Origin of the sequence: Porphyromonas canoris (assembly GCF_000769115.1) — a bacterium.
GTDB lineage: Bacteria > Bacteroidota > Bacteroidia > Bacteroidales > Porphyromonadaceae > Porphyromonas_A > Porphyromonas_A canoris.
The window spans coordinates 177,620-193,630 of record NZ_JQZV01000013.1 but is presented as its reverse complement, the minus strand read 5'-3'; the positions used below and the strand labels follow the sequence as shown (position 1 = coordinate 193,630).

14 protein-coding genes are annotated in these 16,011 nt (G+C 47.1%); 5 read left to right on the top strand and 9 right to left on the bottom strand.

The window, feature by feature from the left end:
- The first annotated feature begins 9 nt into the window (after positions 1-9).
- Genes era through HQ43_RS06035 form a run of 4 tightly spaced genes read left to right on the top strand, consistent with a single transcriptional unit; the run spans position 10 to position 5,282 of the window.
- Entirely contained in the window at positions 10-930 is a 921-nt protein-coding gene (era, locus tag HQ43_RS06050; protein ID WP_235300043.1) for a GTPase Era, read from the top strand.
- A gap of 31 nt (positions 931-961) precedes the next feature.
- On the top strand, positions 962-2,278 hold the full coding sequence (der, locus tag HQ43_RS06045) for a ribosome biogenesis GTPase Der (RefSeq protein ID WP_036791110.1): 1,317 nt from the start codon (positions 962-964) through the stop codon (positions 2,276-2,278).
- Positions 2,279-2,303: 25 nt separating this feature from the next.
- Positions 2,304-2,759, top strand: a complete 456-nt coding sequence (locus HQ43_RS06040; protein ID WP_036791108.1) for a PH domain-containing protein — start codon at positions 2,304-2,306, stop codon at positions 2,757-2,759.
- Positions 2,760-2,810: 51 nt separating this feature from the next.
- The gene (locus HQ43_RS06035; RefSeq protein WP_081964558.1) at positions 2,811-5,282 is read left to right on the top strand and encodes an outer membrane beta-barrel family protein; all 2,472 of its coding nucleotides are present in this window, start codon (positions 2,811-2,813) and stop codon (positions 5,280-5,282) included.
- 373 nt (positions 5,283-5,655) lie between these two features.
- Here the strand turns inward: HQ43_RS06035 and HQ43_RS06025 are convergent, their stop codons facing one another.
- Both HQ43_RS06025 and HQ43_RS06020 read right to left on the bottom strand, forming a co-directional pair.
- A complete protein-coding gene (locus HQ43_RS06025; RefSeq protein WP_036848220.1) occupies positions 5,656-6,189 on the bottom strand; it encodes a hypothetical protein in 534 nt (177 codons plus the stop codon).
- A gap of 105 nt (positions 6,190-6,294) precedes the next feature.
- Positions 6,295-6,957: a Crp/Fnr family transcriptional regulator gene (locus tag HQ43_RS06020; RefSeq protein WP_036791100.1), complete on the bottom strand. Its 663-nt coding sequence runs from the start codon at positions 6,955-6,957 to the stop codon at positions 6,295-6,297.
- A 136-nt stretch (positions 6,958-7,093) separates the two neighbouring features.
- Here HQ43_RS06020 and hcp point away from each other — a divergent pair, with 136 nt between their 5' ends.
- Positions 7,094-8,734: a hydroxylamine reductase gene (gene hcp / locus HQ43_RS06015; protein WP_200879553.1), complete on the top strand. Its 1,641-nt coding sequence runs from the start codon at positions 7,094-7,096 to the stop codon at positions 8,732-8,734.
- Positions 8,735-8,917: 183 nt separating this feature from the next.
- Here hcp and HQ43_RS09690 read toward each other — a convergent pair whose 3' ends face one another.
- From HQ43_RS09690 to HQ43_RS05975, 7 genes are all read right to left on the bottom strand, one after another.
- A complete protein-coding gene (locus HQ43_RS09690) occupies positions 8,918-9,649 on the bottom strand; it encodes an outer membrane beta-barrel protein (protein WP_161785893.1) in 732 nt (243 codons plus the stop codon).
- Between the two features lie 363 nt (positions 9,650-10,012).
- Complete coding sequence (nqrF, locus tag HQ43_RS06000) at positions 10,013-11,269, bottom strand: NADH:ubiquinone reductase (Na(+)-transporting) subunit F (protein ID WP_036791091.1); 1,257 nt, start codon at positions 11,267-11,269, stop codon at positions 10,013-10,015.
- 46 nt (positions 11,270-11,315) lie between these two features.
- Positions 11,316-11,933 (bottom strand): NADH:ubiquinone reductase (Na(+)-transporting) subunit E, encoded by a 618-nt coding sequence (gene nqrE, locus HQ43_RS05995; RefSeq protein ID WP_036791089.1) that lies wholly within the window; start codon positions 11,931-11,933, stop codon positions 11,316-11,318.
- A 43-nt stretch (positions 11,934-11,976) separates the two neighbouring features.
- On the bottom strand, positions 11,977-12,606 hold the full coding sequence (locus HQ43_RS05990; RefSeq protein ID WP_036791087.1) for an NADH:ubiquinone reductase (Na(+)-transporting) subunit D: 630 nt from the start codon (positions 12,604-12,606) through the stop codon (positions 11,977-11,979).
- Between the two features lie 9 nt (positions 12,607-12,615).
- Positions 12,616-13,323: an NADH:ubiquinone reductase (Na(+)-transporting) subunit C gene (gene nqrC, locus HQ43_RS05985; protein WP_036791086.1), complete on the bottom strand. Its 708-nt coding sequence runs from the start codon at positions 13,321-13,323 to the stop codon at positions 12,616-12,618.
- Between the two features lie 30 nt (positions 13,324-13,353).
- The gene (locus HQ43_RS05980; RefSeq protein WP_036791084.1) at positions 13,354-14,574 is read right to left on the bottom strand and encodes an NADH:ubiquinone reductase (Na(+)-transporting) subunit B; all 1,221 of its coding nucleotides are present in this window, start codon (positions 14,572-14,574) and stop codon (positions 13,354-13,356) included.
- 27 nt (positions 14,575-14,601) lie between these two features.
- The gene (locus HQ43_RS05975; protein ID WP_036791081.1) at positions 14,602-15,948 is read right to left on the bottom strand and encodes a Na(+)-translocating NADH-quinone reductase subunit A; all 1,347 of its coding nucleotides are present in this window, start codon (positions 15,946-15,948) and stop codon (positions 14,602-14,604) included.
- Positions 15,949-16,011 lie beyond the last annotated feature (63 nt).

Sequence of the window (16,011 nt, the reverse complement as noted above, 5' to 3'; positions counted from 1 at the left end):
CTTTATAAAATGGATAAAATAACAGAAATGCTCGGGGGAGTAAGCAGCGAACATCGCTCCGGCTTTGTAAACATTGTGGGAAATCCGAATGTGGGGAAATCTACGCTAATGAATATCCTTGTCGGAGAGAAGATTTCGATCATCACTTCCAAGGCTCAAACCACTCGCCACCGCATTATGGGAATCGTCAATACTCCTCTCTTGCAGATCGTCTACTCCGATACGCCGGGTGTGTTGAAGCCCAACTACAAGATGCAGGAAAGCATGTTGGAGTTTTCGGAAAGTGCTTTGGGTGATGCCGATGTGTTAGTTTACGTTACAGACACAGTGGAGAAACCCACCAAGCACGACACATTCCTGCGAAGAGTTGCATCGTTGGAGTGTCCCGTCTTATTGGTCATCAACAAGATAGATCTCACTACACAAGAGGGCTTGGAAGCTCTCATATCGGAGTGGAAAGAGCTTTTGCCCAAAGCCGAAATATTCCCGGCTTCCGCTCTGCACAAGTTCAACATGGAGCAGCTTAAGAAAAGGATAGAGGATTTGATACCATTATCCCCTCCATATTTTGATAAAGATGCTTTAACCGATAAGCCTGCAAGGTTTTTTGTAACGGAGATCATTCGAGAAAAGATACTGCTCTACTACCAGAAGGAGATACCTTACTCTACGGAGGTGGTTGTAGAAGAGTTCAAAGAGGAAGATGCTCTGATCCGCATACGAGCCGTAATCGTTGTAGAACGCGACAGCCAAAAAGGAATCGTGATAGGGCATGGAGGACAAGCCCTGAAAAAGGTAGGAGCAATGGCAAGAAAAGATTTGGAGAAGTTCTTCGAGAAGAAGATCTTCCTGGAAACGTATGTCAAAGTGGAGAAAGATTGGCGCAACAGAGACAACTTCCTGCGTGCCTACGGATACAAGATAGACTGACATACCAAACGATAAACATAAGAAGAAAGATATGAGCAACCTTATAGCAATAGTAGGACGCCCGAATGTAGGCAAGAGCACATTGTTCAACAGACTGACCAAAACAAGAGACGCAATAGTGACAGACGTTGCCGGCACAACACGAGACCGCCAATATGGAAAGGCAGAATGGTGTGGCACCTCTTTCTCGGTAGTGGATACCGGCGGATGGGTAGTGCATAGCGAAGATATTTTCGAGGATGAGATCAACAAACAAGTACAGGTAGCGATAGACGAAGCCGACCTTATCCTTTTCGTTCTTGATGTCAATGAGGGCATTACGGATATGGATGATGCGGTGGCAAACATACTGAGACGAACAAAGAAGCCGGTAATGCTGGTAGCCAATAAGGCAGACAACTTTTCGATGCAGGTGTATGCCGCGGAGTTTTATCGCTTTGGTCTGGGAGATCCATACTGCATCTCCGCAATCAACGGATCCGGAACGGGAGACCTCCTGGATGCTATGGTGAAGCTGCTACCCGAATCCAAACCGGACGAAGAAGTCGAAGAGAACATCCCTCGAATAGCTATCGTCGGACGTCCCAATGCAGGGAAGTCCTCTCTCATCAATGCGTTTCTCAATGAAGACAGACATATCGTAACAGATGTAGCAGGCACGACAAGGGACTCTATATACACGCACTACAATAAGTTTGGGCACAATTTCTATCTGGTAGATACCGCCGGAATGAGAAAGAAAGGGAAGGTAAACGAAGACTTGGAATACTATTCCGTTATCCGCTCTATACGTGCAATAGAGAACAGCGACGTGTGTGTGCTGATGATAGACGGCTCTAAAGGAATAGAGAGCCAGGATATGAACATCTTCTCAGTGATACAAAAGAACAAGAAAGGGCTGGTTGTCTGCGTGAACAAATGGGATCTCGTGGAGGACAAAAGCCAAAAGGCGATAGACTATTACCAAAAAGTGATCCGTGAACGTATGGCTCCTTTCACCGATTTTCCTATTATCTTCATCTCCGCAACCAACAAACAGCGTATCATGAAGGTATTGGATATGGCTCAGGAAGTATTCGACAAGAGAAAGAAACGCATCTCAACAGCCAAGCTGAACGAGATCCTGCTTCCTATTATAGAGAAAACGCCTCCCCCCGCAACCAAAGGAAAGTACATAAAGATCAAGTACATCACGATGCTCCCACAGGTTTCTGTGCCTTCGTTTGTCTTTTTCTGCAATCTTCCACAGTGGGTAAAAGAGCCGTACAAACGCTTTTTGGAAAATAAGATAAGGGAAAACTGGGACTTCTCCGGTACGCCTGTAAATATCTTTATGCGAGAAAAATAGTCTAACCCATAATAAACGGACTAAGATGGGAACTTACAAAAAACACTATCTGAAGATGGACAGGCTCGCTCGGATAATAACCATACTGACGTATGTATTTATCATCCTGCTGTTCGTTTTCCTTTTCCCTTCCGGGACATTTATAGCAAAAGCATCGCTTGTAGCCATACTTCTATTTTTCGGAGTACTTATCTTTTTGGCTCCCATCTATATTCAGCGGACTCCCAACAGCATAGTCATCGGAAAACTTTTGCACAAGAAGGTGATAGACCTGAGCAGTGCAACCATAGACCAGGCCCCGATGGATATTCTTGAGGGAGCCATTCGCACATGTGCCTCAGGCGGTATCTTTGGTTACTGGGGCTACTTCTACTCCAAAGCTCTGGGGCACTTTCGCCTCTACATAACATATAGAACGGGTAATCTGCTTATAATACACCGTTCCGGCAAAAAGCCGATAGTGATCAACGATGTCTTTTGACACTGTTGGTTACTCACTTTGATTTTTTGTATTTATCACTTTTATAACCGTATGAAACGCTTAACCATGTTAGCGTTGCTGGTATTTTTTATCGGCAGCAACGCTCTTTTTGCCCAACAGGTCATCGCATCAGGGCAAGTAACCGAAGCCGCAAAAGGGCAGCCTGTGCCTTTTGCAAAAGTAACAATAAGATGTATAGAGGATAAGGACACCCTGCTATACAGACAGGTTACAGACGGCAAGGGAGAGTTCCGAATAGCTTTCGTCCCAAAGAAAGAGAACTATGTCTTCATCCAATCTTCGGGCTTCAAGTCTCTTCTGAACGAACTGCCAAAAGTCTCTAACGGGCAGAAGCTGATTGCTCTTGGCAGATTGGCATTGGAAGAGACTCCTATCGAATTAGAGGAGGTAAAGGTTGTTCACATCCGCCAGCTTATCTCTGTAAAAGGGGATAAAATAGACTATTCCGTAGACAAAGACCCTGAAGCCTCTGCGCAAGACCTTCTAAGCATGTTGCGCAAAGTGCCCCTTGTTACGGTGGATGGACAGGAAAATATTCAGGTAAAAGGCTCTTCCAACTTCAAGATCCTTATTAACGGCAAGCCCAATCCGCTTATAGACTCCAACCCGAAAGAGGTTCTGAAGTCCATGCCGGCATCGAGCATTCAGAAGATAGAACTCATTACCGATCCGGGCGTAAAGTATGACGCCGAAGGCGTTGGTGCGGTACTGAACATCATTACAGCGCAGATGTCTGCGGACGGCACCATGGCAACCATCAGTCTCAACGGCGGTTATCCGACCACTTATGGCGGTTCGCTCTATCTCTCTTCCAAGATTAAGAAGTTTGGAGCAACGGCAAATCTCTCATCGTTTAATAATGAGACGGATATGAGCATACTTATGGAGCAGATGCAAGGCAACACTCTTCTGCTCGCGGAAGATGCACGCCAAAAACGTAGCATGAATGGTCTGAGAGGAAATATCCTGCTCTCTTACGAGATAGACGACAAGAATCTGCTCACATGGACAACAGCCATCTCCAATATCCATACCGGTGCAGACTCTCAAACAGATATATTCAGACCTCTTCCGGTAGAGCAGAGAAGCAAAAAAAACAGCCAAGACAAAGTTCGCTTCGATGAGCTGAACACATCGTTGGACTATCAGCGCTCCACTTCGAGACAGGGCGAGCTCTTCACCTTCTCATACAGGTACACCATCACTCCGAACTATTTCTACAACTTGATCGAACTTCCTTCTCTGAAACGTTCGGAGCGTATGAAGAGCAATGATGCCATGAAAGAGCATACCGGGCAATTGGACTACACGCTCCCGATAGGCAAGCACAAAGCAGAAGTGGGTACGAAATATATCCACCGCGACAACGAAACATCTCCTGTCTACGAGATATTGGATAACCAGAACAAATGGGTTCCGGGAAGCTACTATGCCACCGAGTATGCTCGCAATGGCTTGCTACACAAAAACGTGGTCTTGGCAGGATATGCCTCTTACAGCTATTCGGATGGACCTCTTTCTATAAATACCGGTCTGCGTGCAGAGAGAAACTGGATCAAGGCGCAGTATAAGAACCTCGAATCGTCTCGCATCAATCGCGGCTTCACGGACGTCATTCCTCAACTCTCGATCGGCTACGTCCCCTCGCCTGCCCTGCAAACACGCATCGGTTATAAGGAAATGGTGGTAAGACCATCGTTGAGACAGTTGAGTCCGTTCGAGATTAACTCTTCCGAGACAAGCCTTAGCAAGGGTAACCCGAACCTGAATCCGTCACGCATCCGGAACTTTAATCTCTCCGTCACACACATGGGTACGAGATACATGATCAATGCCGGAGCAGACTACTCTTTGCAGTACAACAACATCGAGAGCGTTATCTACAAAGAGGACGGATCCAATATGCTGATCTCCACGTTCGGCAACCTCAAATCGCCTACACATCGTGTCAGTGCCAACGTTTACTCTACGCTCACTCCGACCAACTGGTTAAGGCTCTCCGGCTTTGCCAATCTCTCGCACACCTCACGCGGAGCAACCAAGAGCGTGGACGTCAATGGTATTTCTCGCGAACTGAATCTGCCGGAGTTTTCAAGCGTGAGCTTCTCCGGTAATATCAATGGTATGATTACGCTTCCGAAGAGTTTCGGCTTCAACGTGAACCTCTTCTATTTGAGTAAGCAAAAGATGTTGCAGACCACCATGGGGGATCACTTCATCCACTCGCTGTCTCTTACCAAGCAGTTTATGAAGGACAGACTCACCCTTACACTCTCTGCCGTGTCTCCGTTTATGGAGACTTTGGACTTGAAGATAGAGTCAAGAGTAGGAGCATTCAAGAATGTCAATCACATCCAAGTGCCTATCCGCCGTATCTCTCTCGGACTTACATTTAAGTTCGGAAGCATGAAGGGACAAGTGAAGAAGACATCGAAGACCATCGTGAACGACGACTTGTCTAAGGCAAGCAGCAGTACGGATCTCCCCAATACAGGTATGTAATATCCGATAAGGCTGATGACAAACTGCTCCGAACCCGTTCGGAACAAAGGATAAACGGATTAAAAAGTTTGTCCGAAGCTTAAAAATATTCCAAATCAAGGCTCTATTTGTAGCTATCGAAGCTTGAAGTGTAGAAACCAAAGCTTGATGCGTACAGATAGAGCCTTGATCTTAATCCCCAAAGCGGTTCAGACCATTTTTTGAACCCGATTAAAGAGATTTTTATTGCCGTTAAAAACAGAAGGTTAAAGGAGAAAGAGAAAGAGAGCGACGCACACCCGAAACCATCTTATCCCTCTTCATGCAGAAAGCCCACCCGGACAGGAAAAACTCCTTATCCGGATGGGCTTTCTCTATATGCGATGAAAATCCGTCAGAACCTGTAACCGATACCTACGTCTACCATGGCACCGTAGCTAAGTTCAAGATAGTCTCTCTTGAGCATTTCGGAATATGCCGTATGAGCAGCTCCGATAAACACTCCGATCTTGCTTTTGAAATAAAAATTATCGGTGATGCGGAGATTATACCCCCACGCAGGCATTGCGCCATAGGCGTGTAGGAAAAGCTTCTTATCCACCTCCGGAAGAGCAAAGCCCCCCAGATGAGTGATACCGTAAAGGTCCAAAGCAAAATAGCCGGAGCGGTCTCCACCGTAGTACCAGCGTGGTGAGATTCGGATGGCAGGGTTAAGACCGTTGAAGCCCACCTTATCTTTCATAAAGAGAAAAGCAACATCGTATCCCACTCCGGTCTTGATAGCAAAAGCATCCGAAAGAGAATGTTCGTAGTAGACATTGTTCTGCATACCAAGCTCTATTCCCCATCGACTTTTTGTTTCTCTGCTCTGTGCCAATAGCAGTGTAGGGAAAAGAAATGCACATAAAAAGAGTAACGTTTTTTTCATAGATGATAGTTATTTGGTTTCAACATCCAATGATGACTTCGTCTGCGAGGCAGCTCTACCAACAAAAGTAGGTAAAAATCGGCTGAAACAAGCGTTCTTGGCGCATTAAAGCATCATTCTTATCTGATCATACTTCAAAATGCGCCCTTTTCCCCGGTCGAACTCGATGATACCCTCTTTCGTCATTTCGGAGATAGCCCTGGAAAGAGAGGGACGCTCCACACCAAAATATTCCGCAAGGGATGTAACGCTCCGCCCAAGCTCGAAGACGCCATTTTTCGACCGCTTGGAGATATAAAAGGCAAACTTGGCCTTGATGCTTTTGATGGAGAATATCTTCAGTCTTTCGGATAGAAACTGCATCCGGTCGGCGGTGAATGCCATAAAGCCTCGAAAGAAATAGGGACACTTCGCCATCTGTTTCTCTATGGTCTCTTTCGAGTAAAGCACAATCTCCGACTCCTCCAAGGCGATCACATCCACGGGAAAGTAGTTTTCTCTGGCAAAGAGAAAGACTGCCGCCAAAGGGTAGGGAGCTTTGATCTCGTCGATATGCAGAGTAAGACCCGGATCGGAAACAAGCTCGGTCTTGACCCTTCCTTTCGTAAGCATATAGAGATGATCCACTCTGTCTCCCTGATATGCAATGTACTCTCCTTTCTTGTAGTGCTTTACCACATGCGGTATCTCACAGCTCAGCTCATAGGTTTCTCCCTCTGCGCCACTGCTGCATTGCGTGCAGAAAAAACGTATATCCGGTGTTTCCATAACTTATCCCTTTTTGCGAAGGTACATAATATTCTACTCTTCTGTGTGATAATTATCACGAGAAGACTAGTGCCGACACTATACTTTTGCCATACATAGTTAGAATTACAACCTAAATAGTCAGAAAGAAATGAGTATGTTTTGTTTTCAGTGTCAGGAAACAGCCCAAAACAGAGGCTGTACAGTGCGTGGAGTATGCGGTAAGACTCCCGATGTTGCCAACCTTCAAGACCTTTTGGTCTTCTTACTGAAAGGAATATCCGTCCTTGCATCTGCTCTTCGTGAGAAGGGGGAAAAGGTTCCGGCAAAAGCAAATCGGTTTGTGATGGAGTCGCTATTCATGACCATCACGAATGCCAACTTTGACAAAGAGAGATTTGTCAAACGTGTTCACGAAGCCCTTTCTCTACGGGACGAGCTGCTTGAAGCATTAGGCTCTGTCCCGGAAGAGAGAGGATCGGACAGCCTTTCATGGCGAGCAGAAAGCGTGGAAGAGATGGAAGCCAAAGCAGCAATAGTGGGCATTTTGCAAACGGAAGACGTAGATGTCAGATCGCTAAGAGAGCTTCTGATATACGGACTCAAAGGGATGGCTGCCTATGCCGAGCACGCTTTCAATCTCGGTTTTGAACAGGAAGAGATCTTTATCTTCATGCAGGATGCTCTGGTTGCCACCACACAGGATCTATCGGTGGAAGAGCTGACGGGATGGGTATTGCGCTGTGGTGAGTACGGCGTAAAGACGATGGCTCTACTGGATAAAGCCAACACGACAACCTACGGAAGCCCGGAGATAACCAAGGTTAATATCGGCGTGAGAAAGAATCCGGGCATCCTCATCTCCGGGCACGACCTCAGAGATATGCAGGATCTGCTGGAGCAGACTCAAGGTACGGGAGTGGATGTCTATACCCATAGCGAAATGCTTCCGGCGCACTATTACCCTGCCTTTAAGAAGTACGAACACTTTGCCGGTAACTATGGCAGCGCGTGGTGGAAGCAGAACGAAGATTTTGAAACGTTCAACGGAGTGATTCTGTTCACGACCAACTGTATAGTGCCGCCCCGCAGCACTTCCACTTATGCGGACAGGGTTTATACCACCGGAGCTTCCGGATTTGCGGGCTTCAAGCACATCGCAGACAGACAGGAGGGTAAAGCAAAAGACTTCTCTGCCCTTATCGAACACGCCAAACGCTGCGCTCCTCCGGTGGAGATAGAGCAGGGAGAGATCATCGGAGGCTTTGCCCACGCACAGGTATTCGCTTTGGCAGACAAGGTGGTAGAGGCGGTAAAGAGCGGAGCTATACGTAAGTTCTTCGTCATGGCAGGATGCGACGGACGCATGAAAGGCAGAAGCTACTACACGGAATTTGCAGAAAAACTTCCTAAAGATACGGTCATCCTCACAGCCGGATGCGCCAAGTACAGATACAACAAGCTTCCGCTCGGAGACATCAACGGCATTCCGAGAGTATTGGATGCCGGACAGTGCAACGACAGCTACTCTCTGGCTCTGATTGCTTTGAAGCTGAAAGAGGTGTTTGAGCTGAATGACGTGAACGATCTCCCCATTGCCTACAACATCGCATGGTACGAGCAGAAAGCCGTCATAGTACTGCTGGCTCTTCTTTCACTTGGGGTGAAAAACATTCATCTGGGACCGACTCTCCCTGCATTCCTGTCTCCCAACGTGGCAAACGTGCTGGTGCAGACTTTCGGAATAGGCAGCATCACCACTCCGGACGAAGACATGAAGATGTTTCTTGGCGAGTAAGAAGAGAGTTTCACGCTTTACACTCTCCTTTTAAGCAAGCAGGGTTGAAAGTTTTTTCAACCCTGCTTCTATTTATATAATGGTATTATTTCACTCCGGTGCTGCGATCCAGGTCCGTATTCTCCAAACTCTTGTTTCGCTGAACGGTAGACTTCTTACCCGAACCAAAGCTGTACGCAACCTTCAAGCCCAAAGAGCGCGCGGTAATGTCATTGAAACGCTCTTGATAAAATCCGTCCCCCCATTCGGCAGTCGGCTGTATTTCTTGAAAGGATTTCGGACATCCAACGTTACGGAGAGCTTATCTTTCAGCAGCTTTGTCGTAACGTAAAAGGAGCAGGAGTAGTTGTGTTTCGTCCGCACTCCGAGCTGCGGCGGAGCCTGCGTGTACGTATAGTTTCCTCCCAATGAGACATTTTTGCGAGGGTTCCGGTCTGCATTCAAAGAGATATTGTACACAAGATCTTTCTGCAAGAGCGCTCCTTTATCTCCGTAAAAAGCAAGATACCCTCCGTTGAGAAAGATATTTGCGGATAGCTTTTCGGTAGGTCTGTAGTTGAGCATTATGGAGGAAGAGAGGTTTCGGAATCTGTTTCCGTTCGTATAGAATTGTAAGAGGCACTTACTTGAGTGGTCTGTGAAGGCTGAGGGAGAAATCCAAAGAAGGCTCCGGATGCCGCCTGAGACGGGGCAAAAAGCCGAAAATCTCCCCCATCTTTTTACCTCCTTCCGCAGGGGGTGAAATTTCCGTCCGCAAGGAAATAAATTTCTGTATATGCAAAAATATTTTTTCGTATATGCAGAAATTTTTTTTCGTATATACAGAAATTTTTTTTCGCAGGTACGAAAAATTTCTTTCGTTCGTACGCAAATTTTCTTTTGCAGGTATGAAAAAAATCTTTCGTTCGTACGCAAATTTTCTTTCGCAGGTATGGAAAAAATCTTTCGTTCGTACGCGACTTTATTTTCGTACCTAAGAAAATTTATTTTTGTACGTACGAAAATATTTTTTTGTACGTACGAAAAAAAATTTTTGTACGTACAAAATTTCGGCTCTTTGCGAGAGGAGCGAAAAATGTGTGCTTATGTACTCATTTTCAAGCAGTAACAGCCCTCTCCCCGCTTCGCTCCCGGATGAGGCGGAAAAGGGAGAAAAAGTGCGTTTCGGAGCTTCGGAATTTTGCCCCGAAACGGGCACGAAAAAAAACAAGTGCGGTCTCCGGAATTGTATCTTCCGAAGACCGCACTCGGTATGTTTCGATTCTTTCCCGCGGGGGATCAACCAAAGTCGTCGAAGTAAAGCTGTTCGCGAGGAACGCCCAAGCTGTCGAGCATGCCCTTGACGGCATTCGCCATCGGTCCGGGACCGCACATATAGTACTCGATGTCCTCCGGCGCTTCGTGGTTGATGAGGTAGTTGTCGAGGATCACCTGGTGGATAAATCCGGTGTATCCCGTCCAGTTGTCCTCCGGAAGCGGATCGGAAAGGGCGATGTGGAAAGAGAAGTTCGGAAACTCTCGCTCTATTTCGCGGAAGTCTTCCTCATAAAAAATCTCGTTCTTGGAGCGCGCACCGTACCAGTAGGAGACTTTTCTGCCGGTCTTGAGCGTCTTGAACAGATCCAATACCTGTGCCCTGAGCGGTGCCATACCGGCTCCACCTCCGATGTAAAGCATCTCGGCGTCGGTGTCCTGGATGTGGAAATCTCCATAAGGACCCGACATCATCACCTTGTCTCCCGGCTTGAGGCTGAAAATATAGGACGATGCTATACCCGGCTTGATGCCTGCCGCCCACGTTCCGGTATTGCGGTCGAACGGAGGTGTCGCGATACGAACGTTGAGTGTGATGATGTTGCCCTCCGCCGGGTAGTTCGCCATAGAATACGCACGGATGGTCTCTTCATCATTAGATGCTTCAAGAGGCCAGAGCTTGAACTTGTCCCACTCCCCCTTGAAACGGTCTCCGATGATCATGTCGGAAAACTTCACGTTGTACTTCGGTATCTTGATCTGAGCATACGATCCGCTCTTGAAGTTGAGCACCTCGCCCTCCGGCAGCTTCACGACAAACTCTTTGATGAAAGATGCTACGTTGTTGTTGGAGACTACCGTGCACTCCCACTCTTTTACACCGAAAACTTCTTCCGGAACCACGACCTGCATGTTCTCTTTTACCTTAGTCTGGCAGGAGAGCCTCCAATGGTCTTTGATCTCCTTGCGAGAAAAGAATCCTACTTCCGTGGGCAGGATCTCTCCGCCACCCTCGACCACGCGACAACGGCACTGTCCGCAAGAACCACCGCCCCCACAGGCAGATGAGAGATAGATGCCTTCGCCTTGAAGCGTGTTGAGAAGCGTTCCGCCGATGGGAACGTCAAACTCTTTTTCTTCATTCACCGTGAGCTTGACGTCTCCGGATGGCAGAAGCTTTGCTTTGGCTACCAAAAGAAGTGCTACAAGCAGAAGGGTAACTACAAGAAAGACCACTACGCTGGCTCCTATCGCAGCTCCGTTTATTGCTAATAATAACATTATGATGTTTTGCTTTTATTGTTGTTAGACTTTCTGTAATGACCTCTTATGACAGCTTGATACCGGAGAAACTCATGAAAGCGATACCCATGAGAGCCGTGATGATGAACGTGATACCCAATCCGCGCAAAGGCTTCGGAATGTCCGAGTACGCAATCTTCTCACGAATGGCAGCCATACCGATGATAGCCAGCAACCAGCCTATACCGGAACCGAAACCGTAAGTGGTGGCAAGCCCGATATTGGCAAACTCTCTCTGCTGCATGAAGAGCGATCCGCCGAGGATGGCGCAGTTTACAGCGATAAGAGGCAAGAAGATACCCAATGACGCGTACAAAGATGGGCTGAATCGCTCCACGATCATCTCCACAAGCTGTGTGAAAGATGCGATGATCGCAATGAAGAGGATAAGGCTCAGGAAGCTGAGATTGACGTCTGCAAATTCAGGCCCCAACCATGCCAATGCTCCTTCTTTCAACACATAGTTTTCCAACAGATAGTTGAGAGGAAGCGTACAGGTGAGGATAAACGTAACAGCTAACCCTAACCCCAAAGAGGTCTTTACATTCTTGGAGACAGCAAGATACGAACACATACCAAGAAAGTATGCAAACACCATGTTGTCAACAAAGATGGACTGTACAAATAAACTGATATATTCCATTGTGTCTCTGTTTATGTCTTAATTATTACACTATTACGTCGGGTTATTTTTCTTGCAGCTCCGGAGTGTAGGATCTGTGTACCCATATCACAAGAGCAACGATGATAAGAGCCATAGGCGGCAAGATCATCAAGCCATTGTTTACATATCCCATTTCATAGAACGAATCCGGTACCACTTGGTAGCCAAGCAGCGTTCCGGAGCCGAACAACTCGCGGAAAAATCCTACGATCACAAGAATAATACCATATCCTAAACCATTTCCGATACCGTCAAGGAAAGATGCGCCCGGCTTATTGCCCAAAGCAAACGCCTCAAGACGTCCCATCAAGATACAGTTCGTAATGATCAGACCCACAAAGACAGAGAGCTGCTTGTTTACATCATAAGCAAATGCCTTCAACACTTCACTTACGATAGTTACAAGAGCAGCCACCACAACAAGCTGCACGATAATACGGATACGGTTGGGTATCGTATTACGAAGCAACGAAATAATCACATTGGCAAAAGCAATAACCACGGTTACCGAGATTGCCATAACAAGAGATGGCTCAAGCTTCGACGTTACTGCCAAAGCGGAGCAGATACCCAGCATCTGAACAACAACCGGATTGTTCTTGCTGAGCGGACCTATCAGGATTTCTTTATTCTTTTTACTTAGTAATGCCATGACACTGGTTTATTTATTGCTTTTAAGAAACTCTTGGTACATTTTGATACTGTCGCGAATCATGTCGTTGACACCGTTAGAGGTAAGCGTACTACCGCTTATCGCATCCACGCCGTTCGCCAGCTTGCTTCCGCCTTTAACAACCTGAACGGGAGCAAAAGCACCATCCGTAAATATCGTTTTGCCTTCAAATGCAGAGGTAAAGAACGGTTCCACTATCTGAGCACCAAGTCCGGGAGTCTCCCCTTGGTGGCTGAAGTCCACGCCATATATCGTTGCAGTATCATCATTAATAGAGATAAAGCCCCAGACAGGTCCCCAAAGACCGGCACCGCTCATGGCCAAGATATATTTCTTCACGCCATCCACTTCTGCTATAAAGACAGGATACTCGCCCTTGTCTCCTTCACGAACAACCTTGGCAAAGTCTGCGGCAAATGCCGGATCTTTCACGCCTGTTCCCTCAGAGCCTTCCACTCTTTCACCGTTTGTTCTCACAAGGAAAGCCTCCTTGATATATTTGCCGTACTCTGCTTGTGCATTCTGAGCCGTAGCAGAGACCTTTATAGACTTCAATATCTGTTGCATCTTGTCTATATTGGCATTGGCTGTTTGGCGTCCCTTGAGACTTTGCGATGTAAACGCGAGTCCCACAGCGACCAAAATCACCATCACGGCTGCATATATAATAGTATAAGAATTGCTATTTCTATTCATAACCTTTTATCTGTTAAGTGAGGTGATTACTTATGCTACTTTCTTAGAGTTGGCAACCGTGGCTCTGCGCATTCTCTTCTTCACGTTTGCATCCACCACATAGTAGTCTATCAGCGGAGCAAAGGCGTTCATCAGCAAGATTGCCATCATCATACCCTCCGGATAACCGGGTTGAAGAAGACGGATCACGATGGCAAAGAATCCGATAAGGAAGCCATAGATCCACTTACCCAGCTCTGTTCTTGTTGCAGTTACCGGGTCTGTTGCCATAAACACAGCGCCAAAGGCAAAGCCACCAAGCAACATATGATCCAAAGCAGACACCTGCATTCCGGCAGTGGCACCGCTAAGGTTGAAGAGAAGAGCCGTTGCAAATCCGCCCAAGAAAATAGAGCAGATGATCTTCCAGCTTGCAATACCTGTGGCAATGAGTATCACTGCACCGATAAGGATAGCCAGAACGGATGTTTCACCGATAGAACCCGGAATGAGCCCGAGGAAGTAGTCCCAAGAAGAGAGAGCATTGCCCACCACATCGGTTACGGGTTGCAGTCCTTGCTCTTTTGTCATACCGGCGATCTGTCCTAAAGGAGTCGCTCCGGAGAATGTATCCACGGGAGTTCCACCGCCAAGACCGAAAGTAGAACCGGTTCTGACGAACACTTCATTACCGGACATTGCCGCCGGATAAGCGAAGAAGAGGATCGCACGAGTTACAAGAGCGATGTTGAAGATATTATAACCAGTACCTCCGAAAGCCTCTTTGGCAAACACTACCGCAATGATAGTGGCAACGGCAATCATCCAAAGCGGAGTCTCTACCGGTACGATAAGAGGAATAAGGAAGCCTGTTACCAAAAATCCTTCTGCTACTTCGTGTCCACGTATCTGTGCAAAAATAAACTCTGTGCCGAGTCCGGCAACGTAAGCTACAATGATCTTGGGCAGGATAGCCAGAAGACCATACAGGAACATAGCCCAAAAGCCTGCCTGTTGTCCTATGGCCATGTAGTGCTGATAGCCCAGATTGTACATCCCGAAGAAGAGAGCGGGCATCAGAGCCACGAGTACCACCGTCATGGTACGCTTCGAGTCCATGGCGTCATGGATATGTACTCCTCTTCTGGACGTAGTAGAAGGCACGAAGAAGAACGTTTCTAAACCATCGAAGACGGAATGAAACATAGATAACTTGCCACCCTTCTCAAAGTTTGGCTTTATCTTGTCGATATATTTTCTTAACGCGTTCAATGTATTGTCTGTATTAGGGAAGTGTTATCAATTCATTTCTTTATAGAGCATATCCAATGCACGGCGCACCAGATACTGCAACTCCAGCTTCGATGTATCTACAAACTCACACAGAGCAAAGTCTTCCGGAGCCACTTCATAGATACCTCTCTCTTCCATCTTATCTATATCGAAAGAGACTATTGCACGCACAAGGTACTCCGGATATATATCCATCGGGAACACTTTGTCATACTCGCCCGACACGATAAGGGCTCTTCTGCCTCCGCGTATGCGTGTGTCGAAGCTGAACTCTTTCTTACCCATAAGGAATGCTGGATAGGATCTCGACACGCTGTATTTGTTGAATCCGGGAGCAGCCCAGCCGAACATCTCATGAGTGTCATCACCTTCGGGGATCACGGAGATCACCTTAGAGAACGGGCTCATAAAAGCATATTCGTCCGTCAGCATGGTACCCGTAAGCACATCTCCATCTATGATACGCTTCTTGGCAGAGTCGTTCACCAGTTTATCTTTCACCAGTTCTGCCACATTCGCACCGCATATAACGTTTGCGATGCCTCTCGTTGCCACGCACTCTCCGGCGATACCCACCTTCTTGGAGAAGTCTGTCTTCCCTGTGCGTAAGAACTTTCCGATAATAACCAGTTCGGAAGCAGATACAGTCCATACCGTGTCTCCCTTATTCACCGGAGCCGTATGGTTGATAAGCACTCCCACATTGCCGGCAGGGTGTGGACCTGCTACTTCTATCACTTCACAGTTGGAGAGCTTAAAGCCCGATCCGGCAGGGATACCGACATAAACCTTCCCGGTTGTCAGCTTTGCCAGCAGGTCTATCGCTGCCTGCATATCCTCCACTCTGTCCCCGAAAAGAGCTTGTGCCTTGGGAGTAAGGGGAGCGGTTACATTGGCAGTAACAAAAATATCACGAGGGATAATGGTAGGATTTGGGAGGTAGTCGTATGGGCGTTGACGCAAAAGAGCAAACATACCGCTCGAAAGAAGCAGTCCAAGTAGCTCTTCTCTGCTCTTACCCTTTGTCTCCACAGAGAACGGAGCGTACTCGATAGAGGCTTCCGGAGCGATCTCAACGCTCAAGATCTTACGTTTGTCTCCTCTGTTGATGGCTATCACTTTACCACTAACAGGCGATACGATCTTTATCTCCGGAAAACTTTTGTGGAATAGAACGGGTGTTCCGGCGAGGACACTGTCTCCCACTTTCACCTCCAGCTTGGGCAGCAGACCGGGATAATGGTCCGGCACAACGCCGTAGGTGGTAGAGGGCTGCGCATGCACCTCAACCTCTTGAGGCTTGCCAACAATGTTGATGTCCAAGCCCTTTTTAATTTTAATCACTTTAGCCATTAAATAAGTATACTATATTTGAAAACTATTTCCGCAAGTCGCTATATACACAGTGGGTTAAGA